This window comes from Kitasatospora sp. NPDC127121 (assembly GCF_042677305.1).
Classification (GTDB): Bacteria; Actinomycetota; Actinomycetes; order Streptomycetales; family Streptomycetaceae; genus Kitasatospora.
In genome coordinates, this window is sequence record NZ_JBHXTQ010000069.1 from 25,930 (window position 1) to 48,267 (window position 22,338).

The window sequence follows — 22,338 nt, forward strand, 5'->3', positions numbered from 1 at the left end:
GGTCGGTTCCCTTCGTGTGTTCCGGCGGCCGCCTGGGCCGCCCTCTGGAGATAAGTAGAGCACGCAATTCAATTGCGCACAACTGAATGGCGTGAGGGTGATCGGTACCATGGAGCCATGACCACGCTCCCCGGCATGGCGGACGAGGAACTGCTCCGCCTCGACCAGCAGATCTGCTTCTCGCTGAACGCGGCCTCCCGCGCCTTCGGTGGCGTCTACCGGGTGCTGCTCCGCGACCTCGGACTCACCTACCCCCAGTACCTCGTCCTGCTCGTGCTCTGGGAGGATGGCGACCTGCCCGTCAAGCGGATCGGCGAGCGCCTGCGGCTCGACTCCGGCACGCTCTCCCCGCTGCTCAAGCGGCTGGAGGCGGCCGGACTGGTGCGGCGCGAGCGCAGTCCGGAGGACGAGCGGTCGGTCACCGTCAGCCTCACCGCCGAGGGCTCCGCCCTGCGCGAGCGGGCCGGCCGGGTGCCGCGCCGGCTGTTCGGCGCGACCGGGCTGCCGGTCGAGGACCTGGCCGCGCTGCGCGTACTGCTGGAGCGGGTGACCGCCGCGCTGGACTCGGCGGTGGTGGAGCCGGCGCCGTAGTCGCGGCATCCGCCCTGTCAAGTCGGGCGGTCCGCAGCCTGTGACGTGGGTCACGTGCGTCTGGGTCCCGGGCTCCTGTCGGGGCCGAACCGGCAGGTCAGCGCCGGTTTTCGAAAGTGAACGGAAACGGTCGCCAATTGTCCGCCCGATCCGGTCAACAACCCGGGCCGCCCGGACGGTTACACCACGAGCCCCCAGGGGCCGTCGGCGTGCCACCCGGTGGGCCGGCCAGCTGACCCACGAAAGGGGGGCGCGTGTGCTGAACACCCCCGGGCCGGGCGAGAAGCGGGACCTGCGGGCGGACCCGCTCGGCGCGCTGCCGGCCGACTTCGAGGCCTTCTTCACCCGCGAGCACCCGGGCTACCTCCGGTACGCCCAGCAGCGCCTGCGACATCGCGAGGACGCGCAGGACGCCGTCCAGAACGCGGGCGCCACGCTCTACAAGAACTGGCGCCGCGCCCTGGCCAGCGCCGACCCGCAGGCCTTCGCCTTCAAGATCGTCAAGGATGCGGTGGTGGACCTCCTGCGCGAGCGCCGCCGTGCCGAACGCAAACGGCTGCGCGTCATCGCGCAGCGTCGGCCAGACACCAGCCAGGACGAACTGGACCAGCTCGCCGAACTCGACGCGCTGGACTGGGCGATGGAGGAACTCGCACGCGCCGCCCCGGTCCAGGCCGACGTCGTCCGGCTGCGCCAGGCGGGCCTGTCCTACCCGGACATCGGCCGCAGCCTCGGCATCGCGCACACCACCGCCCGCACCTACTACAGCCTCGGGCGGCGCCACCTGGAGTACCTGCTGGAGCAGCCGGACGACGGGCAGGCGCCGTGAAGGTCACCGAACTGCTGCGGGCGGACGCCGCCTTGCTGGAACGCGAGTTCCGCGACCACGACCCGGCCGCCTTCACCCGTCGGCTGGCCGAGCGGCTCGCCGCCGCCCGCCGGCCCGCGCCACCTGCCCGCGAACGCCCGGCCCGCCCGCCCGCGAACGCCCGGCCGCCGCACGCCTTCGGCGAGCCCCCGTGGGCCGGCGGCCGGACCGAGCTCCGCCGCGACCTGCGGCACCTGTGCGCCACCGTGGCGGGCGCGGTGGACCCGGCCGAACTGGCTCTGGACCTCGAACTCGCCGAGAAGACGGCCTTCCGCACCCTCGGCTGCCTGCTCTACGGGATGGGCCGCACCGCCGACGGCGTCTTCTGGTGGCGGATCGCGACGCAGTACGGCGACCAGCTGGCCGTGCACTGCCTGGCCGTCCACTACGCGGCCGAGGGCGAGACCCGGGACGCGGCCCGCTGGGCCGCCCAGGCCGAGGACCTCAGCGCCCCCGGTCACCTGCCCGCCCTGGCCCCGGACGCCGGGCCGGGCGGCGCCGCGCAACTGGCGCGGGAACTGGCCGAGCGCTACGACGGCGAGATCCTGCTGACGCTCAGGGACGTGCTGGCGGTGCGCCCGGGGGCGGACGGCGGACGGCTGGGCCTGCGGTCGGTGCGGGGGAGAGGGGTGGTGCGCATCCGGTGAGCCGGGCGGTGGGGCGGTGGGGCGCTGGTGGGTGGAGGGCGGTGGTGGTGGCAGCGGGGCGGCCGCCGCCCGCGGGCTCACGCGAGCCCCGTGATGGCGTCGCCGACGTACTCGGCCCCGATCACGGCCAGCACGGTGGTCGTGATCGCCGTGCTGTGGGTGGCCAGCCAGGCCTTCCACTCCCCGAGGGTCCGCGCCGAGCGGTCCCCGCGGAGCAGGTGGACCGCGAGCGGAAGCAGCGTGCACAGCGAACCGATCAGCACCATCAGCGCGGCGGCCACCACCGTGCCCTCGACCCCGGCCGTACTGGCGGCGATCGAGGCCGCGCCGCCGACGGCCAGTGCCAGGTTCTTCGGGCCGGTCGTGACCAGGACGACCGCGAGACCGGCCGACCGGCCCGCGCTGAAGCGGCCCACCTCCCGCATCCACCTCGGCGGCGCGGTGACGTGCCCCGCGCGGGGCCGGTCGCGCCACTGCTTCCCGGTCATCAGGACGAACAGGACGCCCAGCGCGAGCTCCAGCCAGTACAGCCAGGCCGGTCGGCCGCCACCCGAACCCAGTGCGCTGCCCGCCGCCACCACGACCGCCACCACCGCCGCCAGGCCGACCGCCCAGCCGGCCGCGAAGGCGAGCGCGATGGTCCGCCCGCGCGGTGCGGCCAGCATCAGGACCACCGCGACCAGCGCCGGCGGGCTGATCGCGAGGCCCACCGCCGACGCCAGCATCGAACCGACCGCCTCGCCCATCCCGCTCCCGCCTCCTCGCCGTCGCCCGGGCTCGCCCGGCGCCGCCGCCGTCAGCGCCCGTCCGGCGCAGCCGCGGTTCGGGCTCGTCCCGTGAAGCCGCTGCCCCGGGGCGTCCGGTGAAGCCGCTGCCCCAGGCCTGCTCCGCCGGGCACACGTCTGCCCCATTCAGCTACGCCCGGGGCCGCCGTGCACGGCCGGGGCCGCTGTGCGGGTGAGGCCCGGGGGGCTCAGGCGCGGAACGGCCGTCGTTCGACCGGAACCGCCGAGGGCCGCCGCACCGGTGTGGTGCGGCGGCCCTCGGACGTGGTCACGGCAGCGGATCAGTCGTTGCCCGACTCGATCGCGGCGCTGTCGAGCGCGGTGGACTTGGCCGCCAGCGCCTCGGCGTCGGGGCCGGCGGCGGCGATCGGCGCCGCCCCGCCGGGCGCCAGCTCGCCGATCAGGCCGCTCCACGGCGCCAGCTGGCCGTGCACCGCGTACTGCTCCAGCTTGCTGCGCGAGTCGGCGATGTCGAGGTTGCGCATGGTCAGCTGGCCGATGCGGTCGTCCGGGACGAACGCGGCGTCGACGCTGCGCTCCATGGACAGCTTCTCGGGGTGGTAGCTGAGGTTCGGGCCCTGGGTGTCGAGCACCGAGTAGTCCTGGCCGCGGCGCAGTCGCAGCGTGACGCTGCCGGTGACCGGCTGGCCGACCCAGCGCTGCAGGCTGTCGCGGAGCATCAGCGACTGCGGGTCGAACCAGCGGCCCTCGTACAGCAGCCGCCCGAGCCGGCGGCCCTGGGTGTGGTAGGTGGCGACGGTGTCCTCGTTGTGGATCGCGTTGAGCAGCCGCTCGTAGGCGGTGTGCAGCAGCGCCATGCCGGGGGCCTCGTAGATGCCGCGGCTCTTGGCCTCGATGATGCGGTTCTCGATCTGGTCCGACATGCCCAGGCCGTGGCGCCCGCCGATCCGGTTGGCCTCGTGCACCAGCTCGACGGCGTCGGCGAACGCCCGGCCGTTGATGCGGACCGGACGGCCGAACTCGAACTCGATCGTCACGTCCTCGGTCTGGATCTCGACCGCCGGGTCCCAGAAGGCCACGCCCATGATCGGGCTGACGATCTCCATCGAGGTGTCCAGGTACTCCAGCCGCTTGGCCTCGTGGGTGGCGCCCCAGATGTTGGCGTCGGTGGAGTAGGCCTTCTCGGCGGAGTCGCGGTACGGCAGGTCGCGCTCGGAGAGCCAGGCGGACATCTCCTTGCGGCCGCCGAGCTCGGTGACGAACCGCTGGTCCAGCCACGGCTTGTAGATCCGCAGGCTGGGGTTGGCGAGCAGACCGTAGCGGTAGAACCGCTCGATGTCGTTGCCCTTGTAGGTGGAGCCGTCGCCCCAGATGGAGACCTCGTCCTCGCGCATCGCGCGGACCAGCAGGGTGCCGGTCACGGCGCGGCCGAGCGGGGTGGTGTTGAAGTACGTCTGCCCGGCGGAGCGGATGTGGAAGGCGCCGCAGGCGAGGGCGGCCAGGCCCTCCTCGACCAGCGCCGCCCGGCAGTCGACCAGCCGGGCCTGCTCGGCGCCGTAGGCGCGGCCGCGGGCCGGGACGTCGGCGAGGTTCGGCTCGTCGTACTGGCCGATGTCGGCCGTGTAGGCGTAGGGGACGGCGCCGTGCTCGCGCATCCACGCGACGGCGACGGAGGTGTCCAATCCACCGGAGAATGCGATGCCGATCCGTTCACCGACCGGCAGCTTGCTCAAGACCTTCGACATGCATGCACCCTTGACCCGCGAGGCGCGGGCTCCTGACTTAGCGACGTGTGAGGGGATTCGGCGTATCCGATGCCCGCACTCTGGCATAGGTTTGCAGAGTACCGCAAGAGCATACGATCGGCTCGGCGAGGGGCGGCCGCTCCTGTTGCCGCCCCCGGCCGTGTCCGATCGGTGGTCGCCGTACCTCAACCCGGCTTTCTCCCAGGCGCGTTGGGAGGTCGAATGTCGGGGCGGGGGTCAGGAGGCGCTGTCGGCGTCCGGCCCCTGGGCGCGCAGGCGGCGGACGTTCTCCAGCGACTCGCGCAGTTCGGTGAGCCAGGTGTCGGAGTGGCGCTGCACCAGGCGGACACACCAGGCGAGCGCCTCGCTGCGGCTGCGGGCGACGCCCGCCTCCACCAGGGTGTCGAGCACCTGCCGTTCGGGCTGGCGCAGCCGGGTCATGACGGGGGCGGAGACGGTGGTGAACATGCCCCTCAGGTCGCCGCACTCGGCGCCCCAGGAGACCTTGCGGCCGTAACGGCGCTCGGCCTCCCGGGCGACGGCGATCCGGGCGTCCCTGGTCCGGTCGCGGAACTCGGCGATCCGGCCCTCGAACGCCGCTTCGCGCTCGGCGTCCGATGCTGCTTGGTCGAGGACGGGTTCGGTGATGCGGCCGACGACGGTGATCTCTTCGCGGTCCGCGGTGATCTCGACGAGATCGGTGAACAGGTCGGCGGGGAGGCGGCCGGTGAACCACCCCCGGAGCTCTTCGGGCGAGGTTGTAATCATGTAATCAGCATTACTCGGGGTGGGGGTGATCGCAAGACCCCGGGGAGGAACGTCGGGAGGAACGCCGGAGGAACGGCGGAGGGCCGTCAGCGCGTGGCGGAGACCGGCACCCGGGCCCGGGCCCGCGCCCGGCCGCGCAGCCAGGGCGTCCGGGCGGCCAGCGCGCCGAGGCCGAGCGCCACCAGGTGCCCGGCGTCGGCCAGTTGCTGGTCCAGCGCCCAGGTCACGGCCAGCCCCAGCCCGAGCGCGGGCAGCCCGAACCGGCGCAGCGGAGCCGGGCCCAGGGCCAGCAGGCAGCCGGCGGTGCCGACCAGCCCGTAGCTGATCCCGACGTCACGCGCGCGGGACAGCGCCCCCGGGATCCGGGCGGTGAGCATCACCCACATGGCGCCCTCGGTGAGCAGGGTGGCGCCCAGGTGCCCGAAGACGAAGACCGCGCCGGCCCGGGCCGGGCCCCAGCGCCACTCGGCCAGGCCCAGCACCACGGCCACCGCCGCGATGCCCGCCCAGGCGGGCACCCCGTCGACCACCAGCCCGCTGGTGAACATCGTCCACCACTTGCCGACCTCCATGTGGTGGACGTTGCTGCTGTTGTGCCGGACGAACCGGGCCCGGGCGCCGTGGCTCTGGCCGGCCAGCCAGCAGGCCGTCGCGGTCAGCAGCAGCACGTACACCGTGGTCAGCCGCAGCCGGTCCGCCACGTGCAGCGCCGGGTGCCGCGCGCCGGGGCCGGCGTCGATACCTGCAGGTGCGGTCGTCGTGCCGCGCTCGCTCATCGTGCCCGTCGCCCTCGCTGTGCGGTCCCGGTGGTGCCGCCCGGCGGCCCCCGGCGGCCCGTTCCGGGCGGTCAGAGCGCCAGCGTACGCCAGCCCCGGGTGATCTCCTCGCCGACCGAACTCGCGTTCGGCGCCGGGCTGCCCGGGACCGGAGCGGCCGTCAGCAGCTCCAGCAGCTCCAGCAGCGCCGCGCCGTCCGCCGGGCGCCCGGCCGGGTCGGCGTTCAGCGCGCGGACCACCACGGCGGCCAGCGCTAGGGGCTCTCTTTCGGATCACGTCGGATCAGCGCGCGGCGTCGGAGTGCGTGCATCGCAAGGCGGAGGAGGGAGTCCATGCGGAGTATCGGCGACCGACGACAACGCGGCGAGGTGCGTGCTCCGGCGTCGCGCGCCCGGCGTGATCCGAAAGAGAGCCCCTAGGCCCAGGGCGTGGGGGACGCGGGAGACCGTCCGCGAGACCCGGTCACCCGAAGGGCGCACCGCGTCGACGCGCCCGGAGGCGCCCCGGGTGAGGGTGAAGGGGACCGTCGAGGAGGCGCCGATGACCGGTGGCACCACCAACGCGCCCGGACACCGGCGCCCCTGGTGGGCACGCCTCGCGCACGCGGCCTGGACCTACGTCCGCCGGGCCCCGGGCACCTACGTGTGGCTGGCGATCCTGCTCGCCACCACGCAGGTGATCCGCCACGTCGACACCGCGACCGCCGACCGGATCCTGGAACGGCGCTCGACCAACCTGCACCACCTCCAGGTCTCACCGGTGCGCGTGCTGATCACCAGCGCGCTGTGGATCGCGGGCGGCGGGTGGCTGAGCTACTTCCTGCTCTACAACATCTTCCACGTGCCCGCCGAACGCTGGCTCGGCACCCTGCGCTGGATCTCGGTGGCGATGATCGCGCACGTCGGCGCGACCTACCTCAGCGAGGGCCTGCTCGGGTGGGCGATCCACCGCGGCATCGCCCCGCCGAGGGCCGTCTACACCCTCGACTACGGCGTCAGCTACGCGCTCGCCGGGGTGGTCGCGGTGCTCACCTATCTGATCGTGCGGCCCTGGCGGTACCTGTACGTGGCCGGTGTGCTGGTCTTCTACGGCCTGGGTGTCGCGCAGAGCCGGGACTACACCAGCATCGGCCACTTCAGCGCCGTGCTGATCGGGCTGGCCTGCTACCCGCTGACCCGGGACCGCCCAGGCTCCTGGGACCCGGTCGCCACGGGCCGGCTCGTCCGAGGGCGGCTGCGGCTGCGGTGATGGTGGCGGGGGTGGTGGTGATGGTGGCGGCTGCGCCGTGGTGGTGGCGGCGCCGATGGATCAGCGGGTGCGCGGGGGGCCCGGGGCGGGCGCGCCCAGGTAGACGTTCAGCGGGGGCTCCTGGGCCAGCACCGCCCCCGCAGTGACGGAGAAGGTGACGGCGGCGCAGAGCGCGATCAGCCAGGACAGCAGTATCAGCACCAGCCCCAGCGAACCGTACTGGGCCAGACTGCGGTTCAGCGCGCCCGGCATGTAGACCGGGGCGGTCAGCGACATCGCGGTGGCCGCGGCGGCCGTCAGCAGCGCGCCGGGCAGCAGCGGCAGCCAGCCGACCCGGGCGCTCAACAACAGGTGGGTGGTCCACCACCAGACCACGAAGGACGTTGCGAAGGTGAGCGGCAGGCCCAGCCAGAAGCCGACGCCGAAGCCGTCCCGCAGCGAGCCCTGGAAGACCAGCACCGTCAGCCAGGCCACGATCCACAGCAGCCACCGCCAGGCCGCCGCCCGGGTCCCGGCCTTCGGCAGCCGCCAGGCGTGCTCGCAGACCCGGGCCACCGCGCGGCTGCAACTGGTCCCCGACAGCAGTGCCATCAGCACGCCGATGATTCCGGTGGTGCCCCGCAGGTCCCCGTTGCCGTACAGCGCCTGGCGCAGCTCCTGATCCGAGGCGCCGGAGACGCCGAACAGCGCGCGGAGCGAGGCCACCAGCTGGTCCCGCACATCGGCCGGGGCGAACGCGGCCACTGCGAACAGCAGCGGTACGGAGGTCAGGAAGATCTGGGAGGCCATCCGGGTGGCGGCGTCCAGCAGTCCGGGGGAGAGCAGCCGGGCCGTCAGCTCGGTGATCACGGGGAAGCGCCGCTCGGCCTCGGCCCGCGCTCGTTCCCACCGCCCGCGCCCCCGGGCCAGCCGCTCCCCCCAACGGCTGGCGGCCTCCCTCACCGACCTCATCTCTCGGTCCTCCCGCAGCGGGGCAACGATCCGCCCCAGTCAAGGCCAGCCCGGCCCGCCCCGCCACCGGAGGTGTCCGTCCGCGGGCGGGTGGGCGGCGTCGGGCGTCTGGGGTGGGGGTCGGGGCCCGGCGCGGGGATCGGGGCCGGGTAGCGGGTGCGGTGTGGTCGTGGGTCTACCGTCGGGGCGGCGGGTTCGTGAGGCTCGTGGGGTTCCGCCCGATGAGGGTGTTGAGCACGTTGAGGGCCGCCTTCTTGCGCTGGGCCTTGCGCGACCAGACCGCCGGGCAGACGACCCCGAAGAAGAACAGCAGCACCACGACGAGGCTCGGGGCCGCCGAGATGATCGCGATGGTGTTGTTGCTCTGGAACCCGGCCGCGACCGGGCCGGCGCCGGTCGCGGCGACTCCGGCCGGAGCGAGCCAGCGGGGGCCCGGTGCGGGCGGTGCGGTGCCCGTGGCCTGGGCGCTTCCGCCCGACGCGGGAATCCCCGTACCCTCGTGCATGTAGTTCTCCGGGTGTTGATGGGGCTACGAGTGATGACGGCTTCCTGTTGACGCAGGGAGCCGTCGCTCCGTTGTGGGGCGTACGGCTCGTACCGACAGTGGATACGATGACAGAGCTGCGGAAGGCCGAAAAACCGCAGAAAACATCGCGGGACTTGAGAAAGTTGATGTTGGTCCAGGTCAGAGGCGTACCGACGTCGACGATGTGACCCGCATCACAGGAAATGGGAGAGGAACTGTGAGGAATATCACGGTGGGGATATGGCGCGCAGGCTCCCGCTGAGTGGAACGGGCCCGCTGGTCTCCTTCGCCCGCGAGCTCCGCGAATTCAAGGAACGGTCCCGGGGCACGGTCGAGACGGTCGTCGCGCTAGGCGCCTCGCGGACGGCGGTCTACGCCGCCCTGAATGGATCCCGCCTGCCGAGCGCCAAGAACCTGGACGCCATGGTCGAGGCGTGGGGCAGCGGCAGCGAGCTCGAACGGCGGCAGTGGCACGACCGGCGACGTGCCGCCGAGGAAGGCCTCGTGGAGGCGGCCCGGCGGCAGGGCACGGCGACAGCGGGCCGCACACCCGAGGAGGAGGACTTCACCCGCGCGCTGCGCGGACTGTGGAACAAGGTCGGCGACCCGTCGACCGAACGGGTCGCGCGCCACTGCGACCTGAGCGCGCGAACCCTCGACTCCTACCTGGACGGACGGACCATTCCGACGGAGTCGCGGCTTCGCGAACTCTTCGACGGGCTGTCCGCGCTGCGCGCCGATGACAGCGCCTGGCTGGCGGCCACCCGGGACACCTTTATCGGGGAAGTGCTCTTCCGCGCCCAGACGGCGCGGCAGGAGGAGCGGGCGAGGGTCAGGGAACTGGCCACGGCCCTCCCGGAAGGGCAGGCGCCCGTCGAGTTCGGCCCGCTCCCCGACGGCATCGGGCCGGTGCCGGGCGTACGACTGGGCCAGGAGTTCGACAACCGGCGGACGCTCTCGCTCGCCGGCGTGCACCGGCCGCTCCAGGCCGGTATCTGCGGTCTGCGAGAACTCGGCGCGGAATCGATCGTGGTCTCCGGTGGGTACCAGGACGACGAGGATCTCGGCGATGTGATCCTCTACACCGGGGAGGGCGGGCGGAGCCCGCAGGCGGGGCAGCCGGCCCGGAACCAGCAGCTGACGCGCGGCAACGCGGCCCTGGCGACGAGCGCGGCGACCGGGGCCCCGGTTCGCGTGGTCCGGGGAGTCACCACCGCGACCCGCTCCTTCTACCGCTACGACGGGCTCTTCCGGGTCGAGGACCTCTGGTCCGAGACCTCCTCCGGCGGCTTCCTCGTGTGGCGGTTCCGCCTGGTAGCCCTTTCCCCGGCCGAACAGGCCGCGGCAGTCGCCCGGGTGTCGGACCGGGTATCGGATCGGGTGACGGCTCCGGTAGCGGCTCCGGTGACCGATCGGGTGGCGGATCGGGTGACGGCTCCGACGGATGAGGACGGTCGGGAGGCGGGGCCCGTCCGATCCGCGACATCGGTCGAGCGCGTCGTCCGGAACACCGCGATCGCCACCCACGTGAAACGTGCGCACGACTACACCTGTCAGGTGTGCGGCGTCCGCATGGCGGTCCCGGGCGGCGCCTACGCCGAGGCCGCACACATCACGCCCCTGGGGAGCCCGCACAACGGATCGGACACCGTCGACAACGTTCTCTGCCTGTGTGCCAACCACCACGTGCTGTTCGACTTCGGCATGCTGATCGTCAATGACGACCTCACGGTGGTGAGCCGCGACGACAGCTCCGTGCTGGGCTGGCTGCGGGAGACACCGGATCACGTCGTCGACCGGAAGCGCCTCGCGGAGCATCGGCTGCGGCACGGGGTTCCCCGGCACGAGGGCATGCGCTGAGCCTCCCGTCCGGTCGTCTGGGCCGCTACCCCGTCTGCTCGTGGTGAACGGGCGGGGCAGCGGGTTGAGCCGAGGGCGGGGCCGGGGGGATCGTGCTACTGGCTGACGGACTGGGCCAGGCAGAGGATGTTGCCCTCGCTGTCCTTGAACCAGGCGGCGCGCAGGTTGTCGCGTTCGGCGATGCCGTTGACGGTCTTCAGCCCGGGGAAGTCGTACTCCTCGAACGTGATGCCGCGCTCACGCAGGGCGGACATCGCGCCGTCGAGGTCGGCGACCTTGAAGCTGGCAAGGGTGTGGGCGGCCTGTCCGCCGCTGGGGGTGTGGTAGATCGTGAACTGGGTGCCGCCGCAGTCGCAGACCAGTTCCTCGTCGGTCTCCTCGGCGAGCTTGAGGCCGAGGGTGTCGGTGTAGAAACTCCTCGCGCGGGCGAGGTCGGCGGCGGGGATGACGGCCTGCAGTGGTGCGTCTCCAAGCATGGTGCTTCGCCTCCTCCTGCTTCCAGGCTAGGGACGTTGGCGGGCGGGCGCCCACGGGGGCGGTGGGCGGCGGCGGGGCGTGTGCGGGAGATTGCCGGGTGTCGCCGCGCTCGGAGAGGTGCGGTCGAGCGGGACGAGCGGGGCGCGGAGGGTCCGGCACGGTCGTTCGTGTGCCTTCACGGGTGGCGGCCCCGTCCGGCAATCGGGTTGTCGCGTCCCGCCGCCCGGCCTCAGCCGCGCTGCGGCCAGGCGTGCGGCACCCGCTCCAGCACGCCGGCGCCGAACAGCTCGTACAGCGGCAGGGTCTCCAGGTGGACGTAGCCGATGTGGCAGTCGCAGACCGGCAACGGGCAGCCGCGCGCCCGCAGTTGGGTGCGGTAGGAGCCGTCGTACAGGTTGCCGAGAACGTCCCGGACGAAGTGGCAGCGGCGGACGGTACCGTCGCCGTCCACGGAGAGCACGGACTCGCCGGTGCGGCAGGGGCGGTCGGCGCTGGGGTGGGCGTGCCGGCTGTAGCCGAAGTGCGGGTCGACGGCCTCCCAGTCTGCGGCCTCGGCGTCGGTATAGGTGCGGCCCTCGGCGGCGTTGACCCACAGGTAGACGCCTGCGGCGAGCTCGGCGCGCAGCCGGCGGGCCTCGGCCAGGTGCTCGGGCTGGCCGACCACGCCGACGCTGTAGCGCACGCCCAGGGCGTCCAGCTCCCGGCACTTGGCGAGGAAACGCTCTCGGGTGACCTGGCCGGGGTGGTACGTCACCCAGAGCGCGAGGGTGTCGGGATCGGCCTCGGCGAGCCAGTCGGTCCGACAGCTGAGGTTGGTCTGGATCGCCACCCGGCGTACGTGGGGGAGCTTGCTCAGCTGGACCAACGTCCGTCGGTACCACGACCGCACCAGGCCCTCGCCCCAGGGCGTGAACAGCAGGGCGAGGGTGTCACCGCTGCCCGCCCGTCCGGCCGCCCAGCCGGTGAACCGCTCCAAGGCCGAGCGGTCGGCGCGCAGTTGATCGGGTGTGTCGCGGCGCTTGGCGAACGGGCAGTAGGGGCAGTCGTAGTCGCAGGAGGCGAGTGGGCCACGGTAGAGCAGGGTGAGGTCGCGCCCACGGTCAGTCGCGGCGGTCGCGGCGGTCGCGGCGGTCGCGGCGGTCGCGCCGGTCTCTGTGGTTGGCGCGGTCGGTGTGCGCGGTGTGGGCGGGGTGGTGGACGGCAGGCCGAGGAAGGTCATTTCGCCTCGTACGCCGTCATCAGGGACCGGACCTCGGGCGAGAACAGCATCGGCCCGGCCGCGTCCGAGTGCGCCAGGCCCTCCGGGCTGAGGACCAGGCGGTCCTGGTCATCGGCGAGCCAGCCGCGCGCGGTGAACTCGGCCAGCTCCGCCGGGAAGTCGGCGGCCGGTGTGCTGCCGAAGCGGGCCCGGTAGTCGACCAGTGGCATGCCCTCGGCCTGGAGCAGCGACTGCACCAGGTGCCGCCGGCGCGGTTCCCAGCCGCGCATCCGGTGCCCCACCTCGGCGTGGTGGAAGTCCTCGGTGGCGACGAAGCCGTCGATGATTCCGCGCACCTCGGTGGCGTTCACCGCGTAGTCGAAGGAGTAGTGCAGCCGCGAGGTGTAGGAGCGGGCGCCGCAGCCCAGGCCGACCATGCCGTCCGTCTGGCAGGCGTACTCGCTCGCCCCGGCCTGCGGGGAAGCGGCGCGGCGGAACATCCGCATCGACACCTGCTGGTAGCCGTGGGCCAGCAGGTGGTCGCGGCCGGTGCGGTAGAGCGCGAGCCGGCGGGTGTCCCAGGCGGAGTGGCTCTCCTGCTCGCCGCGCCGGGCCAGGCCGGTGAGCGGGCGCACGTAGAGCGGGTAGAGGTACAGCTCCTCGGGCTGCCAGGCGAGCGCGGCGTCCAGCGAGTGCAGCCAACTGGCCTCGGACTGGCCGTCGATGCCGTAGATGAGGTCGATGTTGAGCACCGGGAACCCGGCGGCACGGATCCGGTCGAGGGCGCACTCCACCTCGGCCCGCTTCTGCGGGCGCACGGCGGAGCGGGCCTCGGCGTCGACGAAGGACTGCACGCCCAGGCTCAGCCGGGTGGTGCCCCGGGCGGCCAGGACCTCCAGCCGGTCGGCGGTCGCGGTGGCGGGGGAGGCCTCCACCGAGAGCGGTATCGCCCGCAGGTCGGTGCCCATCCGCTGCTCGGCGATGTCGCACAGCCGTTCCAGCTCGCCGGCCGTCAGATAGGTGGGCGTGCCGCCGCCGAAGGCGGCCAGTGCGAAGCGCGCGCCCTCGTCCAGCGCGGTGCGGACGGCCACCGCCTGGCGCTCCAGGGCGTCCAGGTACGCGGTGGTCAGGCCCTCGGGGCTGCCGATCCTGGTGAACAGGTTGCAGAAGCCGCAGCGGACCTCGCAGAACGGGATGTGTAGGTAGAGCGAGAGCGCGTCCTGTGCCTCGCCGGCCCACAGCTCGCGCAGCCCCGGGCGCTCCGGCAGCGGGCGGTAGGCGGTCTTGTGCGGGTAGGCGTAGACGTAGGACTGGTAGGGCGAGTCGGGGCGCGGGGGTGTGGTGGTCATGCGCGCTCCTCGGTGGTGGCGGCGATGGCTGTGACGGTGGCAGGGACGGCAGCGGCGGCAGGGAAAGCTGAGGCGGCTGCGGGGGCGGCATGGGGGACGGCTGCGGGGATGGTGAAGTGGGCGTACGGGACGGTCCAGACCACCTCGTGGCCGATCCGGTGACCGGTGTAGCCGTCCTCGCCGTACGCCGTGCCGTGGTCGGAACAGACGATCGCGAAGCAGGGGCGGCGGGCGCTCATCGCCGCGAAGAGCCGGCCGATGTGGGCGTCCACGTACTCCAGGGCGGCGGCGTGGCTGGCCCGGGAGTCGCCGTGCTCACGGGTGGCGCCGGGCAGGTGGAACCAGTTGGGCTGGTGCAGTGCCGAGACGTTCAGGAACAGGAACAGCGGTTGCCCGGCGGGCTGTTCGGCGGCGACCCGCTCCGCCCGGGCGACCTGCTCCTCGAAGGACGTCGGGGACGGCACGCCCATCCCGGGCTCCCAGTGGCTCTCCTGGAACAGGCCGGGCAGCACCGAGCCGAGCGGGCCCTGCTTGTTGAAGAAGCCCACGCCGCCGATGCAGACCGTCCGGTACCCGGCGGCGGCGAGGGCGGTCGGCAGATCCGGTGCGTCGAACACCCAGGTGCGCGGGGCGGTGCTCTCGGAACCGGCGAAGCGGGCCGCGAACAGGCGCGGGTGGGGGCCGTCGGGGGAGGCCGGGGTGGGCAGGAAACCGGCCAGGATCGCCTGGTGGGAGGCGTAGGTGAAGCTGCCGGGCGCGTGCCGGCGCTCCCAGCGGCCGCCGGGGAGGAAGGCGGCGAGGTGCGGGATCCGGCCGGCGGCGGCCAGCTCCTCGGCGACGTCGAAGCGGAGCGTGTCGAGTGTGACGAGCAGCAGGTCGTGCGTGCCGACGACCGCGTTCATGTCGGGGGCCGGAGCGGGAGCCTGGGTGCGGGGGGAGGTCTGGTGGTTCATCGGGAGGGTTCCGTGATCTGGTGGTCCGTCGGGGTGGGGAGGGGCGTTCCGGTGGTGCGGCCGGTGGCCCCGGTGAGGGCGGCGATCTGGGCGCCGTAGGTGTCGAGGTCCTCGGCGGGGCCGCCGGGCAGGCCGGTGAGGTTGGGGAGCAGGTCGCCGAAGGCGTTGACCTCGCCGACCAGCGCGCGTCGCCAGCCGGCCGTGGGCAGGACGTCGACCCCGACCATCAACGAGCCGGGGAAGCAGGCCGCCGCGCGCTCGGCCGTCTCCAGCAGGGCCGGCCATGCGGGCCCGGCGGCCTCCCGGGCCAGGTCGAGGCTGCCCCGGGCGCCGCCGAGGTGCAGGTTGGTCATCGGCTGCGCGCTCGTGCGCACCACCGCGTGGGTGGCCCGGCCGGCGACCACCACCACGCGCAGGTCCGCCGAGCGGCCGGACTGCGCGGCTTTCGGGATCCACTGCTCGACGTGCAGCCCGTCCGGTGCCAGCCGGTCGATGATCTCGGCCACCTCCCGCTCGCCGCGGTAGTGGCGGACCCGCAGCGAGTTGTGCAGCAGCCCGTCGGCCAGCTCGACCGACGTGGTGGCCAGGACCTGCCCGCGCGGCCCGAACTGCAGGGCCGTCACCCCGGAGGCGGAGGAGCCGTGCGCGGGCTTGACGAAGACCCGGCGCAGGCCGGCCGCGGCCAGCCGCCCGCGCAACTGCTCCCAGCCGGTGACCTCGCCGCCCAGCGCCCGGGGTACCGGCACCCCGGCGGCGGCGAGGAGCGTGTGTGCCCGCCGCTTGTCGAACATCACGGCGATCTCCTCCGGATCGCCCAGCAGCCGTACGCCGGGGCGCCCGGCCAGCTCGCGCAGCGCGGCCGTCACCCCCGCGTACCAGGCGGCCGTGCCCTCGACCCGGGTCGGCGCGTAGGACGGGCCGAGCGCCGGGCCGCGCAGCAGTTCGTCGACCAGGGCCTCCTCACCGGGCGACTCGATCCGCAGCAGGCCGTCCTCGGGCAGCCGGTAGTCGCCGCGCAGCACGTCCAGCCAGGGCAGGACGGCGGGCTCGGGCAGCCCGGCGGCCCGGGCGGCGGTGGTGAACAGCGTCACCCGTCGGTGCCCGGGATTGCCGAGGACGGTCAGCTGCGGTGTCATCGTGCCGTCACCCGCCTACTCGGCGACCGCGACGTAGCGGTCCCCGTCGTCCTCGTCCTCGTCGGGGTCCTCGGCCTCGGAGAGGTCGAGCGCGACCCCGGGCAGGGACTCGGTGAGGCGCTGCTGCAGCTCCTCGCTGAGGTAGTGGTGGTGCAGGTCGAGGGCGCGCAGGTGGGTGAGCGGCTGGCCCTCCAGCAGGGCGGCGGCGCCCTCGTCGGAGAGCACGCCCATGGACAGGTCGAGCGACTCCAGCCGGGCCACCACGGGCGCGTGCGCGACGGCCGAGGCGATCTCGTCCTGGAACTCACTGTTGGCCAGCCCGAGGTGGCGCAGGCTCGGGAGGCGGGCGCCGTCCAGGAAGGGCCCGAGGTCGTCGATCGTGGCGTCACCGCCGTACTCGTCCACGCCGAGCCAGAGCGTCAGGCGCTCCAGCGCCGGCAGCTCGGAACCCGCCACCGCCCGCACCACCCGGGCCGGCAGGCCGCCGGCCTCGAAGCGCAGCGCGGTCAGCCGGTCGTGCCGCACCGGCTGGAGGCTCAGGTCCGTGCCACCGCGGACGGTCAGCTCGGTCAGCCCGGGGAAGGCCGTCAGCAGCGGGGTGACGTCGCCCATCTCCATCCAGGAGATCTCGCACTCGTCGTAGGTCACGTCCCCGAGGAAGAGCGCCTCCAGGGCGGGCAGGCGCTCCGCGTCCGCGGCGACGGCGGCGACGGTGGCGGCCACGGGGACGTAGCCGCCGTGCCACCAGGGGCCGATCACCAGGGCGCGGATTCCGCCAGGGTCGACGGTGTCGAGGAAGGTCTGCCAGAGCTGCGCGAAGTCGTGCTTCGCGTCGTAGTCCAGGGCGAGCCGCCAGGCGACCGAGCCGGCGGCGGGCGGCGTGCGGGTGCCGTCGTCGGGGGCGAAGTCGCGGATCGGCAGGTCGTGGAAGCGGTCGGGGTGGAGGGAGACGGTCATGTCGGCTCCAGACGGATGGGCGTGGTGGGCTGGTCGGTGTGGTGGTGCGGCGGCGTCGGGCGCGCGGTCGGTGACGGTTACTCGGCCACGGCGACGTAGCGCCACCGGTCGTCGGGCTTTCCGGCCTCGGAGAGGTCGATCTCGACGCCCGGCAGGGCCTCGGTGAGGCGCTGCTGCACCTCCCCGGTGAGGAAGTGGTGGTGCAGGTCGAGGGCGCGCAGGTGGGTGAGGGGCTGGCCCTCCAGCAGGGCGGTGGCGCCCTGGTCGGTCAGTACGCCCATGGCGAGGCTGAGCGACTCCAGCCGGGCCACCACGGGCGCGTGCGCCACGGCGGCCGCGATGTCGTCCTCGAACTCACTGTTCTGCAGGCCCAGATGGCGCACCGCGGGCAAGCGTGTGCCGTCCAGGAAGGGGGCGAGGTCGTCCAGCGTGGCGTCGCCGCCGTAGTTGTCGACGCCGAGCCAGAGTTCGAGCCGCTCCAGGGCGGGGAAGTCGCAGCCGGCCACCGCCCGCACCACCGGGGCCGGCAGGCCGCCGGCCTCGAAGTGCAGCGCTCGCAGCGCCTCGTGGCGCACGGGTGTCAGCTCCAGGTTGCTGCCGCCGCGCACCACCAGCTCGGTCAGTTCGGGGTAGGCCGTCAGCAGCGGGGTGACATCGCACATCTCCAACCAGGAGATCTCGCTCTCCTCGTAGGTGACGTCGCCGACGAAGAGACCCCGCAGCGCGGGCAGCCGGCCCGCCGCCTCGACGATCGCGGCCAGGGCGGCGTCGAGTTGCTCCGGCTCGTCGGAGAACCACGGGCCGATCAGCACGGCCGTCACGCGCTCGGTGTCGACCGTGTCGAGGAACTGCCGCCAGCGCTCGGTGAAGGCCTCCTCGGACTCGTAGTGCAGGCCGATCCGCCAGGCTGCCGACGCCGGCTCCGGCAGGGCCACGGCTGCCGCGTCGCCGGCGTCGGCGGCCTCGTCCAGGGCCTGGACGAAGTCGAAGACCGGGAGACCGTGGAACTGCTCGATGTGGTGGTTGACGGTCATGCGCTGCTCCTCAGGGGTCGGGGCCGAACACGTGTCTACCAGCCGGGTCCGACAATCCGGTGGCCGGGTGGCCGGCCGGGCGCGTTGTCAGACCCTTGCTCTACGTTCTGGTCGTGGCTCCGGAACGTGACCGCGAACAGTGCGGTGGAGCCCGGGATTCCGGCAGTCGCCGGGGTCCGGCCGTACGGCGAGGGAGGACTGATGTACCGCCAGGGCGATGTGCTGATCGTGCCGGTCGAGGAGGGGGCCGTGCCGCCCCGGGTGGCCGCGCTGGCCGTCCAGCCCCGGGACGGCCGGGGCCGGATGGTGCTGGCCCTCGGGGAGGTCACCGGCCACGCGCACGCCGTGGTCGGTCCCGGGGAACTGCGCCGGGAGGCCGGTCCGTTCGGCGCGGGCTGGCTGCACCTGCCCGAGGGCGGCCGGGTGGTGCACGAGGAGCATGCGGCGATACCGCTGCCGAAGAGCTGGTACCGGGTGGTGCGCCAGCGCGAGTACACCCCGGGCGCAGTGCGGGTGGTCGCGGACTGACGCAGGGTCCGACGAACGGGCCGACGGCTGACGGACCGGCCGACGGGCGGGTGGCGGGGTGGCGGGCGATGGCAGGCAGCCGGTAGACGGGTGGGCGGGCGCGGCGTGCCACGCGGAACGTGCAGCGTGGAACGCGCAGTGCCGAACGGAACGGAAGCAGGCGGCCGGGCGGGGAGCCCGGCCGGGAACGGAGCAGACGATGGAGACGACGATCCCTGACCGCCCGGCGGGCGCGGTGACGGCCGGGCCCGCCGAGGTGACGGCCCGCTGGCGGGCCGCTGCGGCGGCCACCGGCCCGGCCGACCGGTCGGCGGCCGAGCACGCGGTCCGGGCCGCCTACCGGGCGGCCGGGCTGCCCGAGCCCACGGCCGTCCGCTGGTTCGGCTCGCCGTTCGCCGCCGCCGAGGCGGCGCTGCAGCTGCGGGCCGCCGGCGCGGTGAGCGTACGCGAGGCCGTGCGCACCGGGCCCTGGGAACAGGCCCGGCGGCGGGCCGTCGAGGAGGTCGGCGCGGCCGGGTGGGCGGCGCACTGGGCACTCACCGGCGGCGAGCTCGGCCCGGTCACCACCCCGCTCGCCGACCGCATCCGCACGGCGGTCCTCGACCGGCTCGCCCCCGAGGCCGACCGGGAGGAGGCCTCGGACGACGCGGCCGCCGCCGCCCGCGCCCGGCGCACCACCGTCCGGCTCGCCCTGCTCGACGCCGTGCGCGGCCAGCACGACGCTCCCTGGTTCGCCGCCTTCGAGGCCGCCTCCGACGCGGCCGGGGGCAGCGCCGAGGCCGTCGCGCCGCTCGCCGGGGTGGCCCGCGAGGCCGGCTGGTGGTGGCCGTACCAGGACGTCGCGCTGGTCAGCGAGCGCCCCGTCGCGCTGCACCGTGACGAGGCCGGGCGGCTCGACCGGGCGGACGGCCCCGCCCTGGAGTACGCCGACGGCTTCGCCCTGCACGCCTGGCGCGGCATGCCCGTGCCCGCCGAGTTCCTGGCCGGGCTGGCCGACGTCACCGTCGAGCGGATCCGCACCGAGGAGAACGCCGAACTGCGCCGTGTCCTGCTGGAGCACTACGGCTACGAGCGCTACCTGGCCGACTCCGGTGCTGAGCCCATCCACCGCGACGAGACCGGGGTGCTCTGGCGGATCACCCTGCCCGACGACGAACCGGTGGTCATGGTCGAGGTCGTCAACTCGACCGCCGAGCCCGACGGCACCTTCCGCACCTACTGGCTGCGCGTCCCGCCGAGCACCCGCACCGCCCGCGCCGGGGTCGCCTGGACCTTCGGCATACCCGAGTCCGAGTACCACCCGCAGCGCGAGACCTGACCGGCCCGGACCCCCGGCGCAGGCCGCTGAGCCGCGCATCTCGGCCAGCCGATCTCGGGGCTGCCCTCGGCGGGGTGCGGGACAGGTCAGCGTGAGGTCGGTCCGACGTTGCGGACCCAGACGGGGAAGGGGGGCCTGGCGTTGGGCGCGGTCTGGTCCGACGGGTCGGTCTCGGCTGGCTGTCGGCCGCTCAGGAAGCCCTCGACGACCGGAACGAGGTCGTCGGAGGGCAGGTAGGTGCCGCCGAACGGCAGTTCGTCGACGGCCACCGATCCGGTGGAGCAGCGGAGTTGATCGACCTGCTCGTCGTGCCACACGTAGAAGGTCGCCACCCCGGCGAAGCCCAGCGCGTGGATACGGTGCCGGATGGCCTGAGCGGTTCGTTCGAAGGCGGCGACCACCTCGGTCACGGACAAGGACTGCTTGTCCCCATCCTCCGCACTCAGGTACCAGGTGTTGGTCCGCCACTCGACCCGCCGGTCGCTCGGCTCCAGCACCAGTGGTTCGTCCGCTATTTCGGCGATCCATGTCAATAGCACCCCGGAATTGTCCCGGCCGGTGTGGATTGTGCAGTCGTCGGGGTCGGCCAGGGTCAGGGGGCGTGGGCGATGAGCACGGGTTGGAAGAAGCCCGTTCGGGCGGGCGGTTGCCAGTGGGAGGTGGTGAAGCCGGCCTCGGAGGCGAGGGCGGTGAGCTGGGACTGGGTGAGGGCCCAGTAGGTGGAGCGACGGATGTCGGTCTGCCATTGGCCGGTGGCATCGGGGGTGAGGTGGAAGAGCTCCAGGTCGTAGCGCTCGCCGTCCTCGTGCCAGTGCCAGAGCTGGAAGATGACGGACCGTCGGCCGTCGCGTTCGGTGGTCTGGGGCGGGGTGGAGGCCGGGCGGGAGCGGCGCAGGTCGTCGTAGGGGCGGATGGTGAGCAGGAGCAGGCCGCCGGGGCGCAGCACGCGGCGCATCTCGGTGAGGGCGGTGCGGACCTCCTCGGGGGTGAGTAGGTGGGGGAGCGCGTTGTCGGCGCAGACGACGACGTCGAACCGGGCGTCGGCGAAGGGGAGCCCGCGCATGTCGGCGGCCGCGGTGGGGAGACGGAGGCCCCGTAGGGCGGCTTCGGTGACGGCCCGGGCGGCGGCGGCCGGGCTGAGGTCGGTGCCGGTGACGCGGTGGCCGAGGGCGGCGAGGCCGAGGGCCTGGGTGCCGATGCCGCACGCGCAGTCCAGGACGTCGACCGGGCGATCGCCGAGGCCGGCGCGGATCAGGGCGTCGAGGCTGGCGCCCTGGCGGGCGACGGAGGCGTCCCAGTCGGGGTAGAGGAGGTGGTACCCGGCCGCGAACTCGTCGTAGAAGCGGCCGACGGGGGACTGCGGTGAGGAGGTCATGGCGTCGGGACTCCACGGTGGCGAGAGGGGTGAAGAGCGGGCACGACGGGCGTTGACATGGGCGAGGTGGTAGGCGGGGCCCTCGCCTGCTCGTTCGTCACGCCGTCATCCTCGCCCAGCCGTACCGGGGGCGGACAGCGGTTTTCCGAGGCCGGGGAACGATGGGGCGGCGGTTCGGAGCCGGTGACCGGGCTGATCACGGCAGGCGGTCTGCGCGTGGTCCGGGGAACCGCCCCTGCGGCACGAGGGGATGAAGCGGAGGGTGAAACAGTTCGCCGGGTGGGCGGGCCACCGGGATGATGCCGGTATGCGCACCTTCGAAGAGCTGATCGCCGAGGCCGAGGCGGTGTCCGTGGACGGCTGGGACTTCTCCTGGCTCGCCGGCCGCGCCACCGAGGAACGGCCGTCCTGGGGCTACCAGCGGCTGCTGGCCGAGCGGCTGGGTCGGGCCTCGGCAGCCCTGGACATCCAGACGGGCGGCGGCGAGGCGCTGGCCGGCGCGGCCCGGCTCGCCGCTGCGAAGCCCGTCGTAGGACAGCCCACCGAAGGGCAGCCCGCCGAAGGACAGCCCACCGAAGGGCAGCCCGCCCCCGGGGCGTCCGCCCCCGTGTAGTGTGGAGCGCTTCCGGCCACCATGGCGGCCACCGAGTCCTGGCCGCCGAACGTCGCGCGCGCCACCGGCCTGCTGCACCCGCTGGGCGTGGTGGTGGTCGCGGACCCGGACGAGCCGCCGCTGCCGTTCGGCGACGGGGCCTTCGACCTGGTCACCAGCCGTCATCCGGTGAAGGCCTGGTGGTCGGAGATCGCCCGGGTGCTGCGGCCCGGCGGCGCCTACTACGCCCAGCACGTGGGGCCGGCGTCCGGGTTCGAACTGGTCGAGTACTTCCTCGGCCCGCAGCCCGAGGCACGCCGGGCGCGCCGCCCGGAGGACGAGAGCGCCGCCGCGCGCGACGCCGGGCTGGAGGTGGTGGACCTGTGCTCCGAGCGGCTCCGGATGGAGTTCCTCGACATCGGCGCGGTGGTGTACTTCCTGCGCAAGGTGATCTGGATGGTCCCGGGCTTCACCGTGGCGGCCTACCGGGACCGGCTGCGTGAACTGGACGCCCTGATCCGGACGGAGGGGCCGTTCGTCGCCCACTCCGCGCGCTTCCTGATCGAGGCGCGCAAGCCGTAGGACGGCTCGGGCCCGGCCGCGGGCCCCCCCGGGGGGGGGGGGGGGGGGGGGGGGGGGGGGGGGGGGGGCGCGCCGCCGCGGGCGCGCGCGGGGCCCCCCCCCACCCCGCGGCC

Annotated in this window: 23 protein-coding genes and 2 pseudogenes; 9 read left to right on the forward strand and 16 right to left on the reverse strand. The window is 73.9% G+C overall.

Annotation, left to right across the window (positions count from 1 at the left end):
* The first annotated feature begins 117 nt into the window (after positions 1 to 117).
* The 3 genes from ACFVHI_RS28040 (at position 118) to ACFVHI_RS28050 (ending at position 2,106) form a co-directional block, all read left to right on the forward strand.
* The gene (locus ACFVHI_RS28040) at positions 118 to 591 is read left to right on the forward strand and encodes a MarR family winged helix-turn-helix transcriptional regulator (protein WP_380343923.1); all 474 of its coding nucleotides are present in this window, start codon (positions 118 to 120) and stop codon (positions 589 to 591) included.
* Positions 592 to 847: 256 nt separating this feature from the next.
* Positions 848 to 1,420 carry an RNA polymerase sigma factor gene (locus ACFVHI_RS28045; RefSeq protein WP_063350704.1) on the forward strand — a complete coding sequence of 191 codons (573 nt, stop codon included), beginning with the start codon at positions 848 to 850 and terminating at the stop codon, positions 1,418 to 1,420.
* The gene (locus tag ACFVHI_RS28050; protein ID WP_063350705.1) at positions 1,417 to 2,106 is read left to right on the forward strand and encodes a hypothetical protein; all 690 of its coding nucleotides are present in this window, start codon (positions 1,417 to 1,419) and stop codon (positions 2,104 to 2,106) included. The genes ACFVHI_RS28045 and ACFVHI_RS28050 overlap by 4 nt, the downstream gene beginning before the upstream one ends.
* Positions 2,107 to 2,183: 77 nt before the next feature.
* Here the strand turns inward: ACFVHI_RS28050 and ACFVHI_RS28055 are convergent, their stop codons facing one another.
* The 5 genes from ACFVHI_RS28055 to ACFVHI_RS28075 all read right to left on the reverse strand — a co-directional run bounded on the left by ACFVHI_RS28055 (position 2,184) and on the right by ACFVHI_RS28075 (position 6,383).
* On the reverse strand, positions 2,184 to 2,852 hold the full coding sequence (locus ACFVHI_RS28055) for a GAP family protein (RefSeq protein WP_380343928.1): 669 nt from the start codon (positions 2,850 to 2,852) through the stop codon (positions 2,184 to 2,186).
* Positions 2,853 to 3,172: 320 nt separating this feature from the next.
* On the reverse strand, positions 3,173 to 4,597 hold the full coding sequence (gene argG, locus ACFVHI_RS28060) for an argininosuccinate synthase (RefSeq protein WP_063350707.1): 1,425 nt from the start codon (positions 4,595 to 4,597) through the stop codon (positions 3,173 to 3,175).
* 237 nt (positions 4,598 to 4,834) lie between these two features.
* Positions 4,835 to 5,365, reverse strand: coding sequence for a hypothetical protein (locus ACFVHI_RS28065; RefSeq protein ID WP_380343931.1), 531 nt, complete (start codon positions 5,363 to 5,365; stop codon positions 4,835 to 4,837).
* Between the two features lie 86 nt (positions 5,366 to 5,451).
* Positions 5,452 to 6,141 (reverse strand): rhomboid-like protein, encoded by a 690-nt coding sequence (locus tag ACFVHI_RS28070; RefSeq protein ID WP_380343934.1) that lies wholly within the window; start codon positions 6,139 to 6,141, stop codon positions 5,452 to 5,454.
* Positions 6,142 to 6,212: 71 nt separating this feature from the next.
* Entirely contained in the window at positions 6,213 to 6,383 is a 171-nt protein-coding gene (locus tag ACFVHI_RS28075) for a hypothetical protein (RefSeq protein ID WP_380343937.1), read from the reverse strand.
* 298 nt (positions 6,384 to 6,681) lie between these two features.
* On the opposite strand from ACFVHI_RS28075, the gene ACFVHI_RS28080 reads away from it, so the two are divergent.
* The gene (locus tag ACFVHI_RS28080) at positions 6,682 to 7,389 is read left to right on the forward strand and encodes a rhomboid-like protein (RefSeq protein WP_380343940.1); all 708 of its coding nucleotides are present in this window, start codon (positions 6,682 to 6,684) and stop codon (positions 7,387 to 7,389) included.
* Between the two features lie 60 nt (positions 7,390 to 7,449).
* Here ACFVHI_RS28080 and ACFVHI_RS28085 read toward each other — a convergent pair whose 3' ends face one another.
* On the reverse strand, positions 7,450 to 8,340 hold the full coding sequence (locus ACFVHI_RS28085; protein ID WP_079136152.1) for a YhjD/YihY/BrkB family envelope integrity protein: 891 nt from the start codon (positions 8,338 to 8,340) through the stop codon (positions 7,450 to 7,452).
* Positions 8,341 to 8,515: 175 nt separating this feature from the next.
* Positions 8,516 to 8,845: a hypothetical protein gene (locus tag ACFVHI_RS28090; RefSeq protein WP_380343944.1), complete on the reverse strand. Its 330-nt coding sequence runs from the start codon at positions 8,843 to 8,845 to the stop codon at positions 8,516 to 8,518.
* 261 nt (positions 8,846 to 9,106) lie between these two features.
* Here ACFVHI_RS28090 and ACFVHI_RS28095 point away from each other — a divergent pair, with 261 nt between their 5' ends.
* The gene (locus ACFVHI_RS28095; protein ID WP_380343947.1) at positions 9,107 to 10,726 is read left to right on the forward strand and encodes a YDG/SRA domain-containing protein; all 1,620 of its coding nucleotides are present in this window, start codon (positions 9,107 to 9,109) and stop codon (positions 10,724 to 10,726) included.
* Positions 10,727 to 10,821: 95 nt separating this feature from the next.
* Here ACFVHI_RS28095 and ACFVHI_RS28100 read toward each other — a convergent pair whose 3' ends face one another.
* From ACFVHI_RS28100 to ACFVHI_RS28130, 7 genes are all read right to left on the reverse strand, one after another.
* The gene (locus ACFVHI_RS28100) at positions 10,822 to 11,202 is read right to left on the reverse strand and encodes a VOC family protein (RefSeq protein ID WP_063350712.1); all 381 of its coding nucleotides are present in this window, start codon (positions 11,200 to 11,202) and stop codon (positions 10,822 to 10,824) included.
* 230 nt (positions 11,203 to 11,432) lie between these two features.
* Positions 11,433 to 12,422: an STM4011 family radical SAM protein gene (locus tag ACFVHI_RS28105; RefSeq protein WP_380343951.1), complete on the reverse strand. Its 990-nt coding sequence runs from the start codon at positions 12,420 to 12,422 to the stop codon at positions 11,433 to 11,435.
* The gene (locus tag ACFVHI_RS28110; protein WP_380343954.1) at positions 12,419 to 13,750 is read right to left on the reverse strand and encodes an STM4012 family radical SAM protein; all 1,332 of its coding nucleotides are present in this window, start codon (positions 13,748 to 13,750) and stop codon (positions 12,419 to 12,421) included. The genes ACFVHI_RS28105 and ACFVHI_RS28110 overlap by 4 nt, the downstream gene beginning before the upstream one ends.
* Positions 13,747 to 14,652 carry an STM4013/SEN3800 family hydrolase gene (locus ACFVHI_RS28115; protein ID WP_380343978.1) on the reverse strand — a complete coding sequence of 302 codons (906 nt, stop codon included), beginning with the start codon at positions 14,650 to 14,652 and terminating at the stop codon, positions 13,747 to 13,749. Before ACFVHI_RS28115 ends, ACFVHI_RS28110 begins: the two co-directional genes overlap by 4 nt.
* A gap of 47 nt (positions 14,653 to 14,699) precedes the next feature.
* A complete protein-coding gene (locus tag ACFVHI_RS28120; RefSeq protein ID WP_380343957.1) occupies positions 14,700 to 15,839 on the reverse strand; it encodes an STM4014 family protein in 1,140 nt (379 codons plus the stop codon).
* A 15-nt stretch (positions 15,840 to 15,854) separates the two neighbouring features.
* Positions 15,855 to 16,796 carry an STM4015 family protein gene (locus ACFVHI_RS28125; protein WP_380343960.1) on the reverse strand — a complete coding sequence of 314 codons (942 nt, stop codon included), beginning with the start codon at positions 16,794 to 16,796 and terminating at the stop codon, positions 15,855 to 15,857.
* Between the two features lie 77 nt (positions 16,797 to 16,873).
* The gene (locus ACFVHI_RS28130) at positions 16,874 to 17,830 is read right to left on the reverse strand and encodes an STM4015 family protein (RefSeq protein ID WP_380343963.1); all 957 of its coding nucleotides are present in this window, start codon (positions 17,828 to 17,830) and stop codon (positions 16,874 to 16,876) included.
* Positions 17,831 to 18,031: 201 nt separating this feature from the next.
* Between ACFVHI_RS28130 and ACFVHI_RS28135 the strand changes: the two genes are divergently transcribed.
* On the forward strand, positions 18,032 to 18,358 hold the full coding sequence (locus tag ACFVHI_RS28135) for a hypothetical protein (RefSeq protein ID WP_063350717.1): 327 nt from the start codon (positions 18,032 to 18,034) through the stop codon (positions 18,356 to 18,358).
* Between the two features lie 199 nt (positions 18,359 to 18,557).
* Positions 18,558 to 19,676 (forward strand): DUF6745 domain-containing protein, encoded by a 1,119-nt coding sequence (locus ACFVHI_RS28140; RefSeq protein ID WP_244293559.1) that lies wholly within the window; start codon positions 18,558 to 18,560, stop codon positions 19,674 to 19,676.
* A gap of 86 nt (positions 19,677 to 19,762) precedes the next feature.
* On the opposite strand, the gene ACFVHI_RS28145 is transcribed toward ACFVHI_RS28140, so the two are convergent.
* Together ACFVHI_RS28145 and ACFVHI_RS28150 are read right to left on the reverse strand one after the other, a co-directional pair.
* Entirely contained in the window at positions 19,763 to 20,215 is a 453-nt protein-coding gene (locus ACFVHI_RS28145; RefSeq protein WP_380343966.1) for a hypothetical protein, read from the reverse strand.
* A 53-nt stretch (positions 20,216 to 20,268) separates the two neighbouring features.
* Complete coding sequence (locus tag ACFVHI_RS28150) at positions 20,269 to 21,051, reverse strand: methyltransferase domain-containing protein (RefSeq protein WP_380343969.1); 783 nt, start codon at positions 21,049 to 21,051, stop codon at positions 20,269 to 20,271.
* Positions 21,052 to 21,358: 307 nt separating this feature from the next.
* Here ACFVHI_RS28150 and ACFVHI_RS28155 point away from each other — a divergent pair.
* Both ACFVHI_RS28155 and ACFVHI_RS28160 read left to right on the forward strand, forming a co-directional pair.
* A pseudogene (locus ACFVHI_RS28155) lies at positions 21,359 to 21,559 on the forward strand (SAM-dependent methyltransferase); the annotation flags it as partial.
* A gap of 114 nt (positions 21,560 to 21,673) precedes the next feature.
* Positions 21,674 to 22,225, forward strand: a pseudogene (locus ACFVHI_RS28160) (methyltransferase domain-containing protein); the annotation flags it as partial.
* Between the last annotated feature and the right edge of the window lie 113 nt (positions 22,226 to 22,338).